Annotated in this window: 15 protein-coding genes; 4 read left to right on the top strand and 11 right to left on the bottom strand. The window is 73.5% G+C overall.

Annotated features, from left to right (window positions below):
- Positions 1–97: 97 nt before the first annotated feature.
- The 3 genes from B9O00_RS13035 to B9O00_RS13025 all read left to right on the top strand — a co-directional run bounded on the left by B9O00_RS13035 (position 98) and on the right by B9O00_RS13025 (position 1832).
- Positions 98–487 carry an MbcA/ParS/Xre antitoxin family protein gene (locus B9O00_RS13035; RefSeq protein ID WP_085123118.1) on the top strand — a complete coding sequence of 130 codons (390 nt, stop codon included), beginning with the start codon at positions 98–100 and terminating at the stop codon, positions 485–487.
- Complete coding sequence (locus tag B9O00_RS13030; RefSeq protein ID WP_085123117.1) at positions 484–1179, top strand: RES family NAD+ phosphorylase; 696 nt, start codon at positions 484–486, stop codon at positions 1177–1179. The genes B9O00_RS13035 and B9O00_RS13030 overlap by 4 nt, the downstream gene beginning before the upstream one ends.
- Positions 1180–1355: 176 nt before the next feature.
- Positions 1356–1832 carry a hypothetical protein gene (locus tag B9O00_RS13025; protein WP_085123116.1) on the top strand — a complete coding sequence of 159 codons (477 nt, stop codon included), beginning with the start codon at positions 1356–1358 and terminating at the stop codon, positions 1830–1832.
- Between the two features lie 34 nt (positions 1833–1866).
- Here B9O00_RS13025 and B9O00_RS13020 read toward each other — a convergent pair whose 3' ends face one another.
- The 11 genes from B9O00_RS13020 to B9O00_RS33045 form a co-directional block, all read right to left on the bottom strand.
- Entirely contained in the window at positions 1867–3489 is a 1623-nt protein-coding gene (locus tag B9O00_RS13020) for a hypothetical protein (RefSeq protein ID WP_085123115.1), read from the bottom strand.
- Between the two features lie 76 nt (positions 3490–3565).
- Complete coding sequence (gene pilV, locus B9O00_RS13015) at positions 3566–4777, bottom strand: shufflon system plasmid conjugative transfer pilus tip adhesin PilV (RefSeq protein ID WP_159460210.1); 1212 nt, start codon at positions 4775–4777, stop codon at positions 3566–3568.
- 104 nt (positions 4778–4881) lie between these two features.
- Positions 4882–6069 carry a translocation/assembly module TamB domain-containing protein gene (locus tag B9O00_RS13010; protein WP_085123113.1) on the bottom strand — a complete coding sequence of 396 codons (1188 nt, stop codon included), beginning with the start codon at positions 6067–6069 and terminating at the stop codon, positions 4882–4884.
- A 59-nt stretch (positions 6070–6128) separates the two neighbouring features.
- Positions 6129–6578, bottom strand: a complete 450-nt coding sequence (locus B9O00_RS13005) for a hypothetical protein (RefSeq protein WP_085123112.1) — start codon at positions 6576–6578, stop codon at positions 6129–6131.
- A gap of 381 nt (positions 6579–6959) precedes the next feature.
- A complete protein-coding gene (locus B9O00_RS13000; RefSeq protein ID WP_159460209.1) occupies positions 6960–7427 on the bottom strand; it encodes a type 4 pilus major pilin in 468 nt (155 codons plus the stop codon).
- Positions 7428–7584: 157 nt separating this feature from the next.
- A complete protein-coding gene (locus tag B9O00_RS12995; RefSeq protein ID WP_085123110.1) occupies positions 7585–8763 on the bottom strand; it encodes a type II secretion system F family protein in 1179 nt (392 codons plus the stop codon).
- Positions 8760–10577, bottom strand: coding sequence for an ATPase, T2SS/T4P/T4SS family (locus tag B9O00_RS12990; RefSeq protein ID WP_143596219.1), 1818 nt, complete (start codon positions 10575–10577; stop codon positions 8760–8762). The genes B9O00_RS12995 and B9O00_RS12990 overlap by 4 nt, the downstream gene beginning before the upstream one ends.
- Positions 10481–11473 carry a hypothetical protein gene (locus B9O00_RS12985; RefSeq protein WP_143596218.1) on the bottom strand — a complete coding sequence of 331 codons (993 nt, stop codon included), beginning with the start codon at positions 11471–11473 and terminating at the stop codon, positions 10481–10483. Before B9O00_RS12985 ends, B9O00_RS12990 begins: the two co-directional genes overlap by 97 nt.
- Before the next feature lie 46 nt (positions 11474–11519).
- Positions 11520–12920 carry a type 4b pilus protein PilO2 gene (locus B9O00_RS12980; protein WP_085123107.1) on the bottom strand — a complete coding sequence of 467 codons (1401 nt, stop codon included), beginning with the start codon at positions 12918–12920 and terminating at the stop codon, positions 11520–11522.
- Positions 12917–14548, bottom strand: coding sequence for a secretin GspD/PilQ domain-containing protein (locus B9O00_RS12975; RefSeq protein WP_085123106.1), 1632 nt, complete (start codon positions 14546–14548; stop codon positions 12917–12919). Before B9O00_RS12975 ends, B9O00_RS12980 begins: the two co-directional genes overlap by 4 nt.
- On the bottom strand, positions 14545–14805 hold the full coding sequence (locus B9O00_RS33045) for a TcpQ domain-containing protein (RefSeq protein ID WP_159460208.1): 261 nt from the start codon (positions 14803–14805) through the stop codon (positions 14545–14547). Before B9O00_RS33045 ends, B9O00_RS12975 begins: the two co-directional genes overlap by 4 nt.
- Positions 14806–15858: 1053 nt before the next feature.
- Here B9O00_RS33045 and B9O00_RS12965 point away from each other — a divergent pair.
- Positions 15859–17001 (top strand): hypothetical protein, encoded by a 1143-nt coding sequence (locus tag B9O00_RS12965; protein ID WP_143596217.1) that lies wholly within the window; start codon positions 15859–15861, stop codon positions 16999–17001.
- Positions 17002–17095: the final 94 nt, after the last annotated feature.

Here is a 17095-nt window from a genome sequence, read left to right as displayed (position 1 = left end):
GGCCTGCTTGACCCCTCGCAGCACCTGCCGTCGCGCCATATGACCTTGCTTTATCGGCCATATGGCCCTATCCTCTTCGAGGAGAGGAGACGAGACCATGGCGGTAGTCCAGCGCAGGCAGGATTCGCCGGCCGTCAAGGCCGTCGCGCTCAAGGCCTTCAGCAACATCATGGCGGAGTGGCGGATCCCGCAGGCCGAAGCGGCGGCGCTCGCCGACATGTCGGAATCGACCTGGAAGCGCGCGAGAAAGCCCGGCTACGCCGGCGATCTCACCCGGGACCAGATTCTGCGCCTAAGCGCCGTCGTCGGCATCTACAAGGCTCTCAAGCTCTATTTCGGCGAGGGGCTGGCGCCGCGCTGGATCACCCTGCCGAACGAGGGCCCGCTGTTCGGCGGCGCTCGCCCGCTCGACATCATGATCGAGGGCGGCCTGCCTGAGATCCTGGAGGTCCGCTCCTACCTCGACGCCCTGAGAGGTGGCGCGTGAGGATCGCGCCGGTCGAGGACCGCGCGCTGGTGCGGCTGATCCCGGCGACCCACCACAAGCCGCCAGCCCTGCGCGGCCTCGTCGACACCGACGAGGAGATGGCGGTGCTGGCGGAGGTCGAGGGCCTCACCAGCGCCCGCCTGATCGCGGAGCGGGGGCGCAGCGCGCACCTGGACCGCCGCGAGCTCGCCTGGGCCCGGCGCGCCCATGACCTCCAGGTCTACGGCATCACGCACGTCAACGCCGCCTTCAGCTACACGCGGAAGGGCGGCAACCGCTTCAACGACGAGACTCGGGGCGCTTGGTACTGCAGCTGGGAGAGCCTGACCTCGCTGGCCGAGGTCGGCTTCCACAGGACGCGGGAGCTGGCCTATGTCGGCGTCTTCGAGGACGAGGCCCGCTACGTGGAGCTCCTGGCCGACTTCATCGGCGACTTTCCGGACATCGGCGACGAACCGGGCCATCCCGCCCTCGATGCGGATCCGGCGCTGGGCTATCGCGAGGGCCAGGCCCTCGCGCGTGCGCTGAGGCGCGAGGGCCACCGGGCGCTCGTCTACCCCTCGGTGCGCCGTCCGGGCGGCCGCTGTCTGGTCGCCTTCGATCCGGCGATCGTCCAGAACGTGCGGCCGGCCGCCAGCTGGGACCTCGTCTGGCACGGCTCCCCCGACTACGACGTCATCGGCGTCGCCTGAGGCAACCTCGGCCTCCAGCCTGCGGTCGCATGCAAGCGCGGTTTCCCGCGCATCCCTGTCGGCTTTCCGCTATCATCGCCTGTATTCGGCCGCCAGGAGAGACGGCCCGCGCGTCAACGGGAGTCGAGACCGTGTCACCTCCGCCTTCCGACCTTTCGGCGAAGCTGCTCGCGACCATGATGGTGGTCGCCGCCGTGCGCTCCGACGGCCTGCCGCTCGCGCGCGCCGAGGCACCCGACCACAACGAGAGTGCCGTCTACGACCGGCTGCGCGAGCGGCAGGCGACCGAGGGCGAGGCCTGGCTCGCCGACCAGGCACCAGGACCTTGGGACGGAAAGTGGGAGGGCGATGCAGAGCTGGTCAGGGGCAGCAAGGGCTGCACTCAGACCATGCCGGTCGAGTTTGAGGTTCGCGGCGAGAAGCTGGTGGGTTCGGCGGTTCCGAAGAATGGCGTGGCCCAGGATTGGCAGGGCAAAGTGTTTGAGAACGGCGAGTTCGTCGCGAAGATATCCTCCAACCACGGCATGACCGGCGGCGGAGCCAGCGGGAGCTTTGACGGCGATTCCGGGCACGGCAAGTATGCCGCAGGAAACTTCGGTGGCGGTTGTGAGCGTGAGCTAGACGTCACGCGCCGCACATCGCCGCGGCGCTAGCGGCTGGACACGTCGCTGCTTTCTCAGCATCACGTCAGTTGCCCGCACCTGCCCCACCATTATCGCCCGAGCCAGCGCCATTGCCGTCGGTGTTCGGACCGGCGTCGTTGCTGCCGTACTGCTCCTTCTCGGCGGCGCTGCAGATCTTCCAGAGCGTGCAGATCTGGCCGTTGCTCGAGCCCTCCGTCGTGCAGCCGACGGTGCCGGGCGGCGGCCAGCTGCCGTCGCCGGTGTTCCAGTTGTCGGGCAGGCAGACCACGCGGGTCTCCGTCTGCACCTGGTGGCAGTCGTTCGCGATCAGGTCCTGGGTCTGGTAGCTGAGGCCGCCGCCCGGGCTCGCCTGGCCGTAGTAGCGCCGGTAGGTCTTCGAGCCCTCGTAGCCGGACTCGCAGCTCGCGGCCTCGTCGCGGTAGTAGCGGCAGGAGCCGGACCAGCCCGACCAGCCGCTGTCGCTGTAGGAGCCGGGCGAGGTCTCGTAGAGGTCGCGCCAGCGGCTGTAGCCCGAGCCCTGATAGGTGCTGTAGCCGCCCGGCGGACTGCAGGAGGCCTGGTCGGTCTGGCGGTAGCGGCAGGAGCCGCTCCAGGCGCCCCATCCGGCGTAGGACACGTTGCCGCCGACGTCGCGGTCGGCCGTCCGGGTCCGCGTGAAGCCGCTGCCGTCGACTTGGCTGTAGCCGCCGGGCGCGCTGCAGGCCTGGCTCTGGCTCTCCCGGTAGCGGCAGCTGCCGCCCCAGGGGTTCCACGGGCCGGCGACCAGCTGGCCGCTCGCCAGCGTTGCCTGCTGGCGCGTCCGGCTGTAGCCGCCGGAGACCAGCGCAAGTCCCGAGAGGCCCGGGCAGCTCGCCCCCTCCTGTCCCTCGCCCATCACGTAGGGGGTCGGCACCGAGACCGCCCGAATCGCCGGCCGCGAGAGGTCGAAGCAGAGCGAGAAGTCGTCCTGCCACTCACCATAGGTCCGATCGAGGCCCGCGGTGATCACCTGGCGGACCCGCCTGCCCTGCCCCGCCTGGCCGATCGGGCAGTCGATCGTCTGGCCCTCGCGCGTGACCCGGGCGGCGCGGCAGTAGTCGGCGACGAGGGCGCCGCTGGCACGGTCGATCTGCCGGCCGCGCCCGTAGGTGCCCGCCGGACAGGCCTCCCACCGCCAGGGCGCCTCGACCTCGAGCGGCTCGACCGAGGGAGCCGTCGCCTCGGTCGGCCGGTCGGCCAGGAAGATGGCACCCTCCGGCAGGCTGCCGCCTCCGGGAATCGCCGCGGCGCCGATCGACGTGCTGCCGCTCACGAGCTCGCCCCGGCTTACCCGTCCGCCGCGGCCCGGCGCCTCGACGGCGAGGACGCTCAGCAGCCAGCCCCTGTCGTCGGCGGCCACGTCCGAGCGCCAGGTCACCAGGCGGCCGTCCGCGAGCACCGCCGAGGAGAAGGCGCGGCCCGTCGGCGGCAGCTCGGCCGGATCGATGCGGCCGGTCAGGTCGGGCTGCTCGCGGTAGAGGTCCCGCGCCTGCCCCTGCCGGACGATCATCAGCTGCGCCTCGGTGCGCGCGGCAGCGCGCTCGGGCGAGACTTGCTGCTGGGCGAGACGTGGCTCGACCGAGCCCAGGTAGACCGCGCCGACCGCGGCCGCTACGGCGAATGCGCCAGCGAAGAGATAGCTCTGCATCGCGACGGCTCCCCTTCTCTCGTTGCGCAGCGCCTGCGCCCGCCAGGGGCGGGTACAGGTGCCGCGTTCGCGGTCCTCAGCAGCCGGTGCAGCTGCCAACGACGAGGCTGTCGGCGCCGACGGCACCCGCCTGCAGCGTTCCGGTCACGGCCGCGCCGCCGCCGACGGCGAGATTTCCGCCGAGGCTCGCGTTGCCGGCGATCGAGGCGTCGCCCGAGTCCAGCTGCACGGCGGTGGCCGTCCCCGAGACCTCAAGGCTCGAGGCCGTCGCGCTGCCGGCCACGAGATCGGTGACCTCGGCGCTACTCGCCGAGAGGCTCGAGGCCGCGACCGGGCCAGCGACGGAAAGCGCCGCGGCGCTCGCCGAGCCCTCGACCGTCAGCCCCGCAGCCTGCAGGTCGCCGGAGGTCGAGAGGCTGTCCGCGCTGATCAGTCCCGAGACCGCGACCGGCCCGGCCAGAGTCGCCGTGCCCTCGACGGCCAGGTCGTCGACCGTGACCGGCCCGGAGGCCTGCAGCTCGCCCGCGGAGAGCGTGCCCGTGACCGAGAGCGCGCCGCCGATCGAGGCGTCGCCGGCGACGCTCAGGCTGCCGCTGACCGCGACGTCGCCGGCGTCGAGGCGGCCTGCCCCGGTCAGGTCGAACCCATCGAGGTCGAGATCGGTCGACATCCTGTTGGCTTCCGGGAAGCCCGGCACGGCGACGCGGTAGAGGTAGGGCTCGAGCACCGACTGCCGGGGAAGCCGCTCGACAGCCAGGACCTGCGTCGTCGAGAGATCGCCGGGCAGGTCGGCCGGGTCGCAGCCGTCGCTGCACCAGCCGTGGAACGCACCATAGACCTCGGAGCCGCCGCCCCCCGAGGCGGCGTCCGTCTGCCTCAGATAGCCGCCGGCCTCGCCGATCGCCGCCGCCAGCTTGACGCGATCGGTGAGGCCGAGCGGCGGTCCGCCGGTCAGCGCAACGACGATCGTCACCGCGCCTCCGGCGGGCCCGGATGCATCGGCGCCGGCCGTCACGGCAATGCTCTGGCCAAGGGCCGTCTGGCCGGAGAGGCCCGCTCTCAGAAGGCCCTCGTCCACCAGGTCTGCCAGCGGGATCGCGACCTCGCTGCCCACCGCCAGGGTCGGGAAGTGGGCCTTGGCGTAGGCATCGGCCGCAACCAGCACGGCGCTCGCCTGGCTCCCGGAGACGATCCTCAGCTGCCGGTCGGTCTGTTCCTGGAGCATGGCCACGCCGCGCGGCAGCGTGAGCGCCGCAAGAGCGAGCGCCGCGAGAGCGCCGAGCAGCATGTTGCCGCGCCTGAGCCGGCGGCGGAGCGGCCCCCGGAACGGCGCCACGCGCCGGGTTGGACGCCGGCGGAAACGCCCCCGGCCCCTTGCGGACAGGCCTGCGATCAGCGGCATCCGAAACAGCCCCCGCTGCCGACCGTCATGCTCGGCGTCGAGAGGGTCCCGATCACCGAGAGGTCCCCGACGGCCGAGCCGGCCGCCGGGCCGGTTGCCTCGAGGCTCCCGAGGCTGGCGTCCCCGCTGACGCCGAGAGCCTGCAGCGCCGTCGACCGGGCGCCGAGGCGACCGCTGTCGAGACTGGCGGCTGCGAGGCGACCGGCGGCGAGGGTCGGGCTGTCGAGATTCCCCAGGTCCGCCGCGCCGCCCGCCGTCAGGGCACCGGACACCTCGAGGCCGCTCGCCGTCAGCTGGCCGGAGAGCACCAGCCTGCCGGCCGAGATGCCGCCGGCGAGCGCCACGCCGCCCTCGGCCGAAACCGCCCCGGTGCTCGCTCCTGCCGCCGAGAGGCTGCCCGAGACCCGAAGGCTGTCGGCTGCGAGATGGCCCGCGGTGACGTCGCCGGCGGCCACGCGCCCGGCATCGAGGCCGGCGACCTGGAGCGTCGGGGCCTCGAGCGTGCTCGCCGCGAGCTGCTGGGCATCGATGCGGCCCGGCGAGACCAGCCTGTTGCCGGCGAGATCGAGCGGGGCGGCCATGCGGTTCTGAGTCGCCGCGCCCGAGACGGCGGCGCGCCAGATGAAACGGTCGGCCTCCTCCGGCGGGCGCAGCATCGTCGTGCTGGCCGCGAGGGCCCCGGGGACCGCTTCCAGCGGATTCCCCGCGAGCTCGTCCGGCAGCGGCTCGGTCCAGGCCAGCGACTGGGGACCGCCGCCCAGGATCTGGCTCGCGGTCGGATCGACGATGCCGAGCGACGGTCCCCCGACCGCCAGGATGCGGGCGGCGGAGGCCCGCGAGGGCCCGGGCCCGACCTCGAGCACGATGCCGACCAGCCCGCCGCGCCAGGTGGCGAGGTAGCGGAGCTCCTGGCCGGTCGGCAGGCGATGGCCCAGTCCGGGCCTGCCGAGGGCCTCCAGCGCCGAGGCGGGTATTTCGACCGCACCGTTGGCCTGGGCCTCCGCAGCGTAGCTTTCGCCGTCGGGACCGCTCAGCAGCCGGAACAGCGTCTCTGCCCGGCTCGTGATCCGCTCCGCCGTCGTCCGTTCGCTCAGCAGCTGCTGCTCGTCCTCGCGCTGGTGCAGAGCGGCGACGGCCGCCAGGCCGAGCAGCGAGAGCGCGATCAGCGCCTCGAGCATGGTCGCGCCCCGCCTGGCCCGGAGCCCGCCTGGCACGCACACGCGCCGGCCCCGCCGCATCAGAGCTTCCACACGAGAATCGGCTGCCGGCCGCAGGCCTCGAAGGTCTCCTGAACGGTCGGCTGATGCCCGGCCAGGTCCAGCCCGCGGGCCGAAAGCGTGGCGCCGGCCTTGAGACCGCGCGCCATCCAGAAGCACTGCTCCCGGGTGAGGCTGTCCAGCGACAGCTGCATCGAGCTGTTCGATACGTCGAGACCGATGCTTCCCCAGGCCGTCGCGAGGCCGACGCTGTCGCGCGCAAGATCGGCGAGGCTGCTCGGCAGCACGCCGAGCGCGATCATCTGGTCGACGTCGAGGTTGAGCGCGGCGGGGGCGGCCGCCTGCTTCAGCTGCGCCAGGTTCGTGCGCGCGGTCGCGATGGCGGTGAGGAACTCGAGCCGGTCGCCGTGTTCCGCAGCCTTGGCCATCTGGTAGCCGACGCCGGCGATGACGATCGCCGCGATGATCATGTAGCCGAGGCTCTCGAGCAGCGTGGCGCCGCGCCTGCGCCGGGCGCCGCTCCGGGGGCGGCTCCGACGCCAGATGCCGTGCGGACCGGCCTTGCCCTCTCGACTCGGCTCTTTGCCCCGGCCGACGGCTGACTTTCGGGTATCGCTTCGCATGGCCGTACCTCGTCCCGTATGAGTCTCGTCCCTGCGGCGCCCGCTCGACGGCGAGCCGCCGCCGGGGCTGCGAGCCTGAGCCGGTCGCTTGGCGGCGACCGGCGCATCGGCCTCGACGCAGTCGATCCCGGAGTGCGATCCGACAGGTCTTGGGGATCGAAACGCCCCGGCCTCGGCTCCCGAGGAACGGCCCAGCGAGTGGGGCGGGTCGGGAGCCGAGGCACCGGATCAGCGATAGGTCAGCGTGACCGTCTGGCTGTCGGAGGCACCGCAGGCGGTCGTCGCCGCGGAGAGGTCCAGCGGCAGGGTCAGCGCGGTCGAGCCGACCTCGGCCGCGTCGACCGCCTTGTTGACCGAGCCCAGCAGCTTGATGCAGTTGGCGGTCGGCACGGTCGCCAGGGCGACGTCGAAGCGGGTCGCGTCGCTCGTGTTGGCGGCCACGGTCACCGTCCCCCAGGGCGAGACCACGTCGGTACCGCCGCTGCCGTCGCTGCGCTGCATGCCGACCGGCACCGCGTCTGCGGAGAGCAGCTGGCTGTTCGAGAGCCCCGTATAGCCGGCCGCACCCGTGTAGAGCGCCTGGGTGTCGTTGACCATCTGGGTGAGGTTCGACGCCAGCTCCTGGGTGTCGTTGCCGGCGAGGGCCTTGGACATCTCGTAGCCGACGCCGGCGATGACGATTCCCGCGATGATCATGTAGCCGAGGCTCTCGAGCAGCGTGGCGCCGCGCCTGCGCCGGGCGCGGCTCCGGGGGCGGTGACGGGGAGCGGCGGACGGGCCTGTGGGGGGTGAGCGAAAGGTGGTGTTCTGCGCGCCAACGGTGTTCATGACCCTTCTCCTCCAGTGGTGGAAGTCATCGCCAAAGCAGGCTGTCCATCCGGGCCGTTGCCTGGTCCTGGACGCTGTAGAGGCTGAGCATCGCCATTGCGATCGAGGCGACCACGAGCAGCAGCAGCACCGTGTTGAGGCGCTTCGAGCGGCTCTGGACGTCGCGCACCGTGCGGGCGACCCAGTTGCGCGCCAGCCTGAAAACGCGCGCATCGAAGTTGTCGGCATCGGACTGGATCACCAGGCGCTGGATGACCTGGCGGTCCGGCCAGTCGAAGCCCGTGAGGCGCAGGGCGTGCCCCAGGGAGTGGCCGGCCCTGATCCTGTCGAGCGTCCCCTCCAGCCGCTCGGCGACATAGGGCGGCGCCTTGACCAGCATCTGCGTCAGCGCGTCGGCCGGCTCGTTGCGCGCCTCGAGGTGCGCCGACATCGCCAGAAGGAACGATCCCCCGGTGACCACGCGATAGAGGGAGAAGGGCGGGTAGCGGTCGGCGACCCGCCTCAGCTCTCCCGTCCAGCGCGGCAGCAGGGCGACGAGGACCGCCGCGACCAGCGGCAGGCTCACGATCAGGACCGGCAGGGCCGCGGGGGCCAGCCGGCTCGCGAAGGCGAGCACGGCGGCGGGCCCCTGCCAGCTGTCGAGCGGCACCAGCTTCGCGAACTGGGGAACGACGGCGAGAGCGATGGTCGACAGGTAGCCCAGGAACAGCAGGAAGAGCAGAAGGGGATAGGCGATGGCCCCGAGCATCGCGCTGCGCAGTTCCCGCCCGCTCTCCATGATGTCCGTCAGCTGCTCCAGGGTCCTCGCCAGCGCGCCGCCGGCTTCGCCGGCGGCGATGAGGGCCCATTCGCTGCGCGGCACGAGGCCGTCGAGGGCCGCCTCCAGCCGCGGATCCGCCCGCAGGCGGTCCTGGACCAGCCTGAGTGCCCGCGCCGTCGTCGGCTGGCGGGTGTCCTCGAAGCTCCGCGCGATGAGGTCCGTCGCGACGGACAGGCTCGGCACGCCTTCGTCCAGAAGCTCTGCGAACGAGCGGTAGATCAGATGCCGCCGGCTCCAGTCGAGGCTGGCGGCAATCCAGGCGTGGCGCAGGGACAGCGCCAGGGAGTCGAGGCGCCAGCCGAGCCGGTCCGACAGGGCCGCGGGGATGCCACCGGAGGTCCTGGGCCCACCGGAGGTCCTGGGCCGCGTGATCTGCTCGCTCATGTGGCCCTCCCGGAACGCTGCCCGTCGACCAGCTGCAGTCCACCGCCCGACCCCTGCGACGCCGCCGCCGAGGCGGGGGACCGCGCGACGCGGCCGGCCCGGCGCCCGTCTGGCACCAGGGGGCCGACCAGCTGCTCTGCGGCGAAGGGGTCGGCAAGGCCAGCGACGACGAGGTCGCGCGCATGCTCGGCCATCGGCCGGCCTCCGAGCTCACGGCGCCAGTACTCGCTCGCACTCGGCAGCAGCGCGGGATTTCGCGCCGCCTCGGCCAGACGGCGCAGCAGCTCCGCGTCGCAGACCACGATCTCGGCGGCGACGGTCCGACCGGTTCGGCCCAGACCCCGGCAGGCGGTGCAGCCCCGGCCCTCTACGAAGATCTTCGTTACGTCCCCGTGGGCGGCGAGCCCGCGACGCATCCGCTCCGCCTGCGGCGTCCCGACGTCCGACAGCGGCTCGCGGCAGCTGGGGCAGAGCAGCGGAACGAGGCGCTGATTGATCAGCCCGGCCATGATCGCGGGCGAGTAGATCAGGGCCGGATCCAGCTCGAGGCCCGGGCCGGCGAGGCGGGCCGGGATCGAGAGCGCATCGTTGGCATGGACCGTCGCATAGAGGCCGACGCCGACGTTCGCCGCCTCGATCGCGATCGCCCCGCTCTCGCTGTCCCGCACTTCGCCGACCATCAGCACGTCGGGATTGTTGCGGACCGCCGTCATCATCGCCTGCGAGAAGGCGACGCGGCGTTCCTCGGGCAGCAGTCCGCCCGGGATGGAGAGCTGCTCCGCGCCGAGGATCTCGTGCTCCGCGGGATCCTCGACGGTCATCATGTAGCGGGCGCCGTCGTTCTCCCGATAGTCGGTCTCGAGCATGTACCGCAGGCTCTGGGACTTGCCGGACCCCATGGGTCCGCTGAAGAAGACCGCTCCGTGCGGCCGGCGACGCAGATGCTCGAGATCCTCCAGCTGGGCCGCGTCGTATCCGCAGGACGCAAGGTCCGCTCTGCCGGGCGGCTCCGGCAGGAGTCGGATCGAGAGCCCGCGGCCCAAGCCCTCGAGGGGCATGAAGTTGAGCCGGCAGGCCCGCAGGCGGTCCAGCCGCGCGGCGGCGCGGTCGGTGTCGGTGAGCCGCGAGACGAGGAGGCGCGCATGCTGGAATTCGTAGGGGTTGTAGGTCGCATGACTGGCGAGATCCGCCAGGGCGAAGCAGGTGCGCTGGAGATCCCGGCCTTCGTCGACCGTCAGCTCCTCGACCGTTTTCCAGCGGCCGTGCACCTTGTGGCGAAGCACGGCCGCATCGGGCAGAACCGTCAGCCGGACGTCGCTCGCGCCGGCCTCCGCGGCGCGGCTGAGGCGCCGGAGGAAGTTCGCGCGTCGCTGCAGGGTCTCCGCCGTTGAGGAGACGTGCCGGGCACGCTCGCCGTAGCAGGACCTCAGCGTCGCCTCGTCGATCTCCTCGACGCGGACCCTGATCTTGCGCTGCGACAGGTCCGCGAGCAGCGACGTGACGCAGGGCTCGTGCCGCCGGCCGCGCAGCACGCGCAGCCTGTGGGTTGCCGAGCCGGGCTCCGACATCAGTACGGCGACCTTCCGCAGCATCTCGCCGCCGTCAAAGGGCTGGCCGGGCGCCGTGAGCGGGCGCTGCTGGTCGCGCCCGTCGCGCCAGGAGCCCGACTGGGACGTCGAGGCCCTGCGGGCGGCGGCGGGGGCGGCGGCGAGGGTGCTCATTTGGCGTACCTCGACGAGAAGGGGAGCTGCAGCGAGCGGCCGCCGCTCGCCGATAGCGCCACGCCGCCGAGGTCGATCGCCGAGACGGTCCACTCTCCGAGACGGTCCTTGAGGCGCACCAGCCGCACGCCCGCGGGCGTCTCGACCTCCGCCGTCAGGCGGCCGCCGGCGCCCCTGATCGAGAGGACCTGGCCCGGCGGCGCGGCCTCGAGCGCCGGCACCATGTCGCCGGACGCACTCGCGGTACCGGCCGGTTGCGCGCCGGGGACCGAGCCGTCCTGGCCCGTCCCCGGCGCCCCAGCTCCGCCTGCCCCCGCGGAGGCGGGGGTTCCGCCGAGCTGACGGACGAGATCGTGCGGCAAGACGTCCGCCGTCACCGCGACACCGCTGTCGCGGAGCTGCTGGACCGTCTTGACCAGCTCCAGCAGCTGGTCGAGCTCGAGCTTGGTCCGGGCCAGCGCGGACAGTCGCTCGACGAGGGGGTCCGCCGACCCGGACAGGCCACTCGGTTCCGCTGCGGCCGCGGGCGCCGAGCCAGGCGACGATACGCTCGCGTCGGCTGCGCCTGCAGCGGCATGCGAGACGGTCGCCGGCCGCGGCGCCGCCCCGTGATCGACCGGTACCGGATCGACCGGTATCGGATCGACCTGGCCCGGATCGACCTGGGCGCGATCGACCTCGCCCGCCTCCCCTGCTGCCGCGGGGGCAGCCGGCGGCAGGGCGGCGGAGGCCGGGACGCCCGCGGGCTTCTCAGCCGGCGACAGGGCCTCCGTTGTCCGCGCCGGAGCGCCGGACGGCGGCCGCGACTGAGCGACCGGCGGTGTACCGGTCGCCGACGGTCGCAGGCCGCCTGGCGGCAGGGCCTGGGCGCCCGCGCCGGTCGTGGCCAAGAGGAAGAGCACAAGGGACAGCGCGAAAGCGCGCGCACACGGCCCCGTCGGCTTCAGGGCACGATCCGGTCCAGATTCATTGTGGTAGATCAGATTCACGTGACCTGCGGGATCGCGATGCGATCCCTTCAGGGCACGATCTGCTCTAGTCGAGCACATAGATCCGCCCCTTGTAGTTCCACTGGCCGCCGGCCAGCCTCGCCTCCTGCACGACGAGGCCCGGCACGCCGGCGAAGAGCTGCGCCCAGGTCTCCGGCCAGAAGCGACTGACGGCGCTGAGGGTCACGTAGGCCACCGACGGCGGCCCAGGCTTCCGCTCGCTCGGCGCGGGCGTCCGCTGAACCGCCGAGAGATCCAGCGGCTGGTCGAGCTCCTGAGCCCTGGCCCAGAGCTTGCTGGCGAGCTCGAGCGCGCTTTCCCGGGGACGTGCCGCGTCCCGCTGCCGGCCGACGACCGGCAGGACGCGCCGCGTCAGCTCGAGCTGCTCGCCGCGGTCCTGGATGTCCACCTTGTCGCCCCCGCCCCCGCCAGCGCCCCCGGCAGCGGCAGCGGCCCCGGCAGCGCCCCGGACACCGGCGCTCCGCTGGCCGGGGGCCGACAGCAGCGCAAGCGCAAGCGTGAGGGAGCCGCCGGCGCGACGATAGCGGTAGGTGAGCAGCGGCCCGCTGCAGCGCGCCTCCTCGAGCTTCCAGCCGGGCAGCGCGAGAGCGCGCCCGTCGACGGCGGCCTCGCAGGCCTGCAGATAGCGCGGCGCTTCGACCTGCCCGGCCCACTCCGGCGGCCCGACGACGATCGGCTTGGCCGGCGCCGGTGCGACCGTCCGAACCGGCCGGGGCGCCGGCGGCGGCGGCTCGCCGGGGAGCAGGAGCACCGCCGCCGCAGCGACCGCGGCAACGGCCGCAACGGCCGCGACCGCCTTGCCCGGCAGGCGCCGGCGGGGCCCGCCGAGAGCGCTCAGCCGGTCGGCCGGCTCGAGGCGGCCGAGCTCGGTGACGAGCCAATCCGGCCCGGCCTCCAGGCAGTGCGACGCGAGCTCCTCGTCCAGGCCGAAGAGGTCGCGATCGAGCCGGCCGTCCAGGACCAGCCAGCTCCAGCGGACGGAGCTGCCATGCTCCCTCCACCAGTCCGGCAGATCCGGCAGGCGGACCACCTCGTCCTGGACGACGGCGTCGCGGGAGACGGCGAGGCACCAGACAGCCGCATCCAGCCGCAGCACGGCACACCAGGTGCGGTCGCCGGCGAAGCGATCGGCGAGCGCCGCCGCGGCGCTCGGGAGGCCCGCCAGGGGTCGCTCCTCCGGAGCGGCGCGATCGGCCCCGGCCATGCGGGCAAAGCCGGCATTGGCGGCGAAGGAGCGGCGGCGCAGCGCGTACTGATAACCCTGGCGCGCGAGCTCGCGCATCCGCTGCGCCATGATCTTCGGATCCGAGGTGCGCCACTCCAGGCCGAGCACCCATCGCTCGCCGCCGATCTCGACGGCGCGACAGCCGGCAGCGGTCGCGGCGGCTCCCTCGGCCTCGAGATATGGCTCTTGGCGCGCGTTCACCGGCGGGTCTCCTCGACCCTGCTGCGGCGGACCATGGGGGTGACGACGAGGACCAGCGATTCCCGGCTGGACTGGGCGTCGAGGCTGCCCCCGAAGGGCCAGAGCGCCGGATGTCCGACCCCAGCTCCGTCGCGGGTGCCGCGCGCCCTCTCGAAGCCGGCGAGCACGAGAGTGGCCCCGGAGTTGACCACCGCCTGCTGCATCATCGTGCGGCTGTCGAGCTCCGGCACCTGGATGCTGGCGTCTCCGCTCGAGATGGTGTTGAGCGACACGAGGTTCGTCTCGCGCAGCCAGAGAGCGAGCGAGACCCGGCGGTCGTCGAGCACGCGCGGCAGCGCCGTCAGCACCAGCCCGTCGGTGACCACGCCGGGCTCCAGCGAAACGCTCGAGCCGACATTCGCGGTATCCGTCTGGCTGACGCTCGCCAGATAGGCGGTGTCGCGGCCGGCCTGCCAGGGCACCGGCACGTCGGAAGGCGTGACCAGGGTCACGCTCGTGACGACGCCGACCTCGCCCGCCTTCGACAGGGCCTGGGCCACGGCCTGGCTGCCCACCAGGCTGCCCGGCAGGGCCCCCTGCTCGATGACCGCGATGCTGCCCTGGGCGAGGCCTTCGCCGAGACTGCTCGCCGGACTCGACAGGCCGACCGAGAGCCCGGCCGCCTGGAAGAGCGCGTCGAGATTGATGCCGTAGGCGTCGCGGTCGTCGCGCTGCCAGGAATAGATGGTGATCTGCAGCGCGACGGTCGTCAGGCGGCGCTCGTTCTGCTGGCTGATGTAGGCCGCGATGCGGCGCATCCGGCTCGGGGTCGTCGTCACCACCACGTCGCCGGTCGCCGGCGAGACCGCGACCTCGCCGCCGCTGCCGGCCAGCCCGCGCACCGTGTCGGTCACCTGGGTCCAGCTGGCGACGCTGGCCTGGGCCTGGAGCGAAACGCTGCCGCTGCCGCTGCCCCCGCTGCTGCCCGTCCCGCCGGCGGCGCCGGCGGCCGCCGCGCCGAGACTGCCGCCGGAGGTCACGGACCCGCCGAAGGTGAAGCCGATCGGCAGGGTTTCCAGCCGGAAGGTGTGGGTCACGCTGGCGAGCAGCAGGATCTCCTGGCGGCCCGGCTTGTAGTCCCACTCGAGGTCGTAGCGGGCCGCGATCATGTCGAGCAGGCCGCTGAGCGGACCTTCGTAGACGACGCGGAAGTCCTCGCTGTCGCTGCTGCCTCCGGAGGCCTGGACCGGCTTGCCCTCGAGATCGACCCTGAGGCCGCTCTGCTCGGCGATCCTCGCGGCGAGCTCCTCGAGGCCCACCGGCGGCAGCGCCAGGGTGACACCCTTCGGCCCCTCGAGGGCGCCCGGCAGGAGGTCGCGCGGATCGAGCCTCCGCGACCTGTCGCCCAGCCACACCCCGGACATCCTCTGCACGTTGCCGACCGTGGCGAGCGTGCCCGCCGCCGGCGCTGTCGTCGCCAGGTGGCGCTCGGCCTCGCTGTGCGCTCGCTCGGCGGTGCGCTCGGCGTCGCCGGCGGCGCAGCCCGCAAGGAGCAGCGCGGCCAGGAGCGCCGGAACCAGCCGCCCCGTCCTCTGGGCGCTCCGGGCCGGGCCTCTCGTTGCCGGGCCTCTCGTTGCCAGGCCGCTCATTGCCAGGCCTCTGGGGCCGGCGCCTCGACGACGATTACGCGGTTGGTCTCGTAGATCTTGGCCCAGGGCGGCGGCGTCGCCGACGCGAAGGCGTTGACCAGGCACTCGGCCGCATCCGCGATGCTGCCGCCGAAGCTGGCGTCGGCCATGATGTCGTAGTCGCCGTCCTCGGGCCACGCGAGGACCCAGCCGGCGGCTCGGGTCCAGCGGTCGAGGACCTGCCGGAGCGTCTGGCCGCGGGTGGCCACCCAGGTCACCGCGGCAGCGTCCCTACCCGCCGTGCGCCCGACCTCGGGGCGACCGCATTGTGCGCCGCCCGCGGGCGCTTCGGCGGGGGCCTCCCGATCGGCACCGGGATCCGGCGAGCGCGTGGCGCTTGCGTGTGCCTCCTGGGTGGCGAGGATCCCGGCGCCTTGTCCCCCGTGGTCGCGCGAGCCGGGCTCGGCAGGCGCCGCCCGGGTAGAGGCTGGCCGGGTAGGCGCCGGCTGGGCAGCACTCCCGGGCTGCGCCCGGACCTCTGGCTGCGCGCCGGCGGCGGGCGGCGCGGGCGCGTCGCTGGCGGCGGCCGAGGCCTGCTGCCGCGCGCCTCCCGGATCCGCGCGCCCCGAATCGACGAACAGGGCTATCGGCTGGCCGCCGCCAGAATGACCCGCTTTGGGACCGGCCCCGCCGTCCTGCCCGCCGGGGCCCTGCGTGGTCGCCGGAACGGCGGCCTCGAGCAGCCGGCGTGGCTGCGCCGGGGCCAGCGACGGCCGATCGCCGGAGCCGGCGGGCCTGCCGCTCGCCGCTTCCGCTCGCCCCCGTCCGAAGCCCGGGACAGGCTGCCCGGCCGGCGCTACCGCCTGGCCCGGCCAGGCCGGCGTCAGCTGGATCCAGCCCGCGGCCGCGACCGGCCGTACCGGCGCCCGGGCGGCCGCCGCGGCTGCAGCGGGCGGTCGCGGCGCCGTCGCCGGCACCGCGACGAGCCCGCCTTCCGGCGTCAGCTCGTAGAAGTCGGCACCCTGCGCCGGCAGAGCAAAGCTCAGGAATGCGAGGGACGCGAGGACCAGAGCGCGCGTGCGTGCCGATCGCTCCCGCGGCCGGTCCTGCGTTGACGCGCCGCCGTGCCGGGGGTGGAACAAGGCCGACACCGGAGAGCGACTTGAAGTCGCCGGCAGCGCTCGAGGATCGACCACTGCCGTGCAGGCTGCCGCCACCTTTAGGCCCGAGGGCCCTGTACATTGCGACGGCGCCCCGGACACGACGGGCGTCCGAGTAATACCCATGATTCGCCACCGATGCTAGCCTTGTTCCGTCGCCGATCCTGCCCCATGCTCCCGCATAAGGCAAGAAACGCGTATCAAGGCGCGATATTCGCTGCAATGCGTCAGTTCTGCGGGACATCGATCTTCCTGCTGCTCGCCGCGGGCGTGCTCGCGGGCTATCGGCAGGCTTTGCTCGCCTGGTTCGGCTTCGAGCCCCTCCGCGCCGGCGACTGGCGCGCGATCTGGCACGCCGTCGAGGGCGGGGCCGCCTTCGCGACCCCCTATCAGCTCGCCTGGCTGGCCCTGCATCCCGCCGCCCTGCTGCTGCTGCTGCTCGCCCTGCCGGCCGCCAGGCGGACCGCCGACCCGCTGTCGCGCGGCATCGGGCGGCTGTGGCGGTCCTGCCGAGGCGCCTCTCCATCGGCTTCCTCGGCGGGCCGGCCCCTGGGAGCGCCCGAGGCCACCGTCGAGGGAGGCGTGCGAGCCCCGGTCGATCGCGCGCTCCCGCAGCGGGCGGCAGCGCCGCTTTGGGACGGCGGGAGCGTGAGGCCTCACGCCGACGGCGCGGCAGCGAGCGCGCCCTGCCCGGCCTCCCCTGCCCCGCCGGGACCTGTTCTCCGTTCGGAGCCGGGGCCCGCCGAGCCGGGACCGGGCCGCGACGGCCCCCTTGCCGCGGGGAACCGCGCGGCGAGCGCTCCGGAATCCGGAAGCGGCCGGTCGCCGGTGCTGGCGGCGGTGCTCGCCGCACGCGGCTTCGGCCATGCCGGACCCGGCCGGCTGCTCGGCCCGCTCAGCCGCACGCTCCTGCCGGAAGGAACGCCGGACGAGCTGGAGCTCTTCGTCGGCGGCGCGGACGGCACCCTCTACCTCTTCGCGCTCTGCCACGGGGCCGTCGACCGGCGCAGCGTCGTCGCGGCTGCCGGGCTCGCCTACTGGCTCGAGGAGCTGCTCGAGCCGCTCCTGCCTGCGGGCGCCGGGCGGCCGTCCCCCCGCTCCCCATCATCACCGAGACAGGCCACGGGAGCAGATCTGGTGACCTGGCTGCTGTCGGAGGATCTGCCGGCGGAGACGGATCTCGAGCAGCCGGCGCGCGAGCACGACGTCCTGCTCGCAGGCGGGCGCCAGGGTCTCAGGAGCCTGCCGCGCGCCGGCCGCCCGCTGCCGGACGGCCTCTGGCGAGCCGTCGCCGAGCTGCTGCCGGTCGGGTGACGGCTCGCCCTCATGGCGCCGAACAAGTCCAAGAGTACATCAGAGGCCCTCTTGCGGCCTCGACATCGCCGCTGTCGAACGCTCCCGGCCTGCC

This window comes from Tistlia consotensis USBA 355 (genome assembly GCF_900177295.1).
GTDB classification, from domain to species: Bacteria; Pseudomonadota; Alphaproteobacteria; order Kiloniellales; family DSM-21159; genus Tistlia; species Tistlia consotensis.
This window is presented reverse-complemented; position numbering and strand designations above follow the sequence as displayed.

Bases quoted from the DNA above. Each gene is read 5' to 3' on its own strand.
- B9O00_RS13035 (WP_085123118.1), top strand. From the start codon at position 98: ATGGCGGTAGTCCAGCGCAGGCAGGATTCGCCGGCCGTCAAGGCCGTC.
- B9O00_RS13025 (WP_085123116.1), top strand. From the start codon at position 1,356: ATGATGGTGGTCGCCGCCGTGCGCTCCGACGGCCTGCCGCTCGCGCGC.
- B9O00_RS13020 (WP_085123115.1), bottom strand. From the start codon at position 3,489: ATGCAGAGCTATCTCTTCGCTGGCGCATTCGCCGTAGCGGCCGCGGTC.
- pilV (WP_159460210.1), bottom strand. From the start codon at position 4,777: ATGCTGCTCGGCGCTCTCGCGGCGCTCGCTCTTGCGGCGCTCACGCTG.
- B9O00_RS13010 (WP_085123113.1), bottom strand. From the start codon at position 6,069: ATGCTCGAGGCGCTGATCGCGCTCTCGCTGCTCGGCCTGGCGGCCGTC.
- B9O00_RS13005 (WP_085123112.1), bottom strand. From the start codon at position 6,578: ATGATCATCGCGGCGATCGTCATCGCCGGCGTCGGCTACCAGATGGCC.
- B9O00_RS13000 (WP_159460209.1), bottom strand. From the start codon at position 7,427: ATGATCATCGCGGGAATCGTCATCGCCGGCGTCGGCTACGAGATGTCC.
- B9O00_RS12995 (WP_085123110.1), bottom strand. From the start codon at position 8,763: ATGAGCGAGCAGATCACGCGGCCCAGGACCTCCGGTGGGCCCAGGACC.
- B9O00_RS12975 (WP_085123106.1), bottom strand. From the start codon at position 14,548: ATGAGCGGCCTGGCAACGAGAGGCCCGGCAACGAGAGGCCCGGCCCGG.
- B9O00_RS12965 (WP_143596217.1), top strand. From the start codon at position 15,859: ATGCTCCCGCATAAGGCAAGAAACGCGTATCAAGGCGCGATATTCGCT.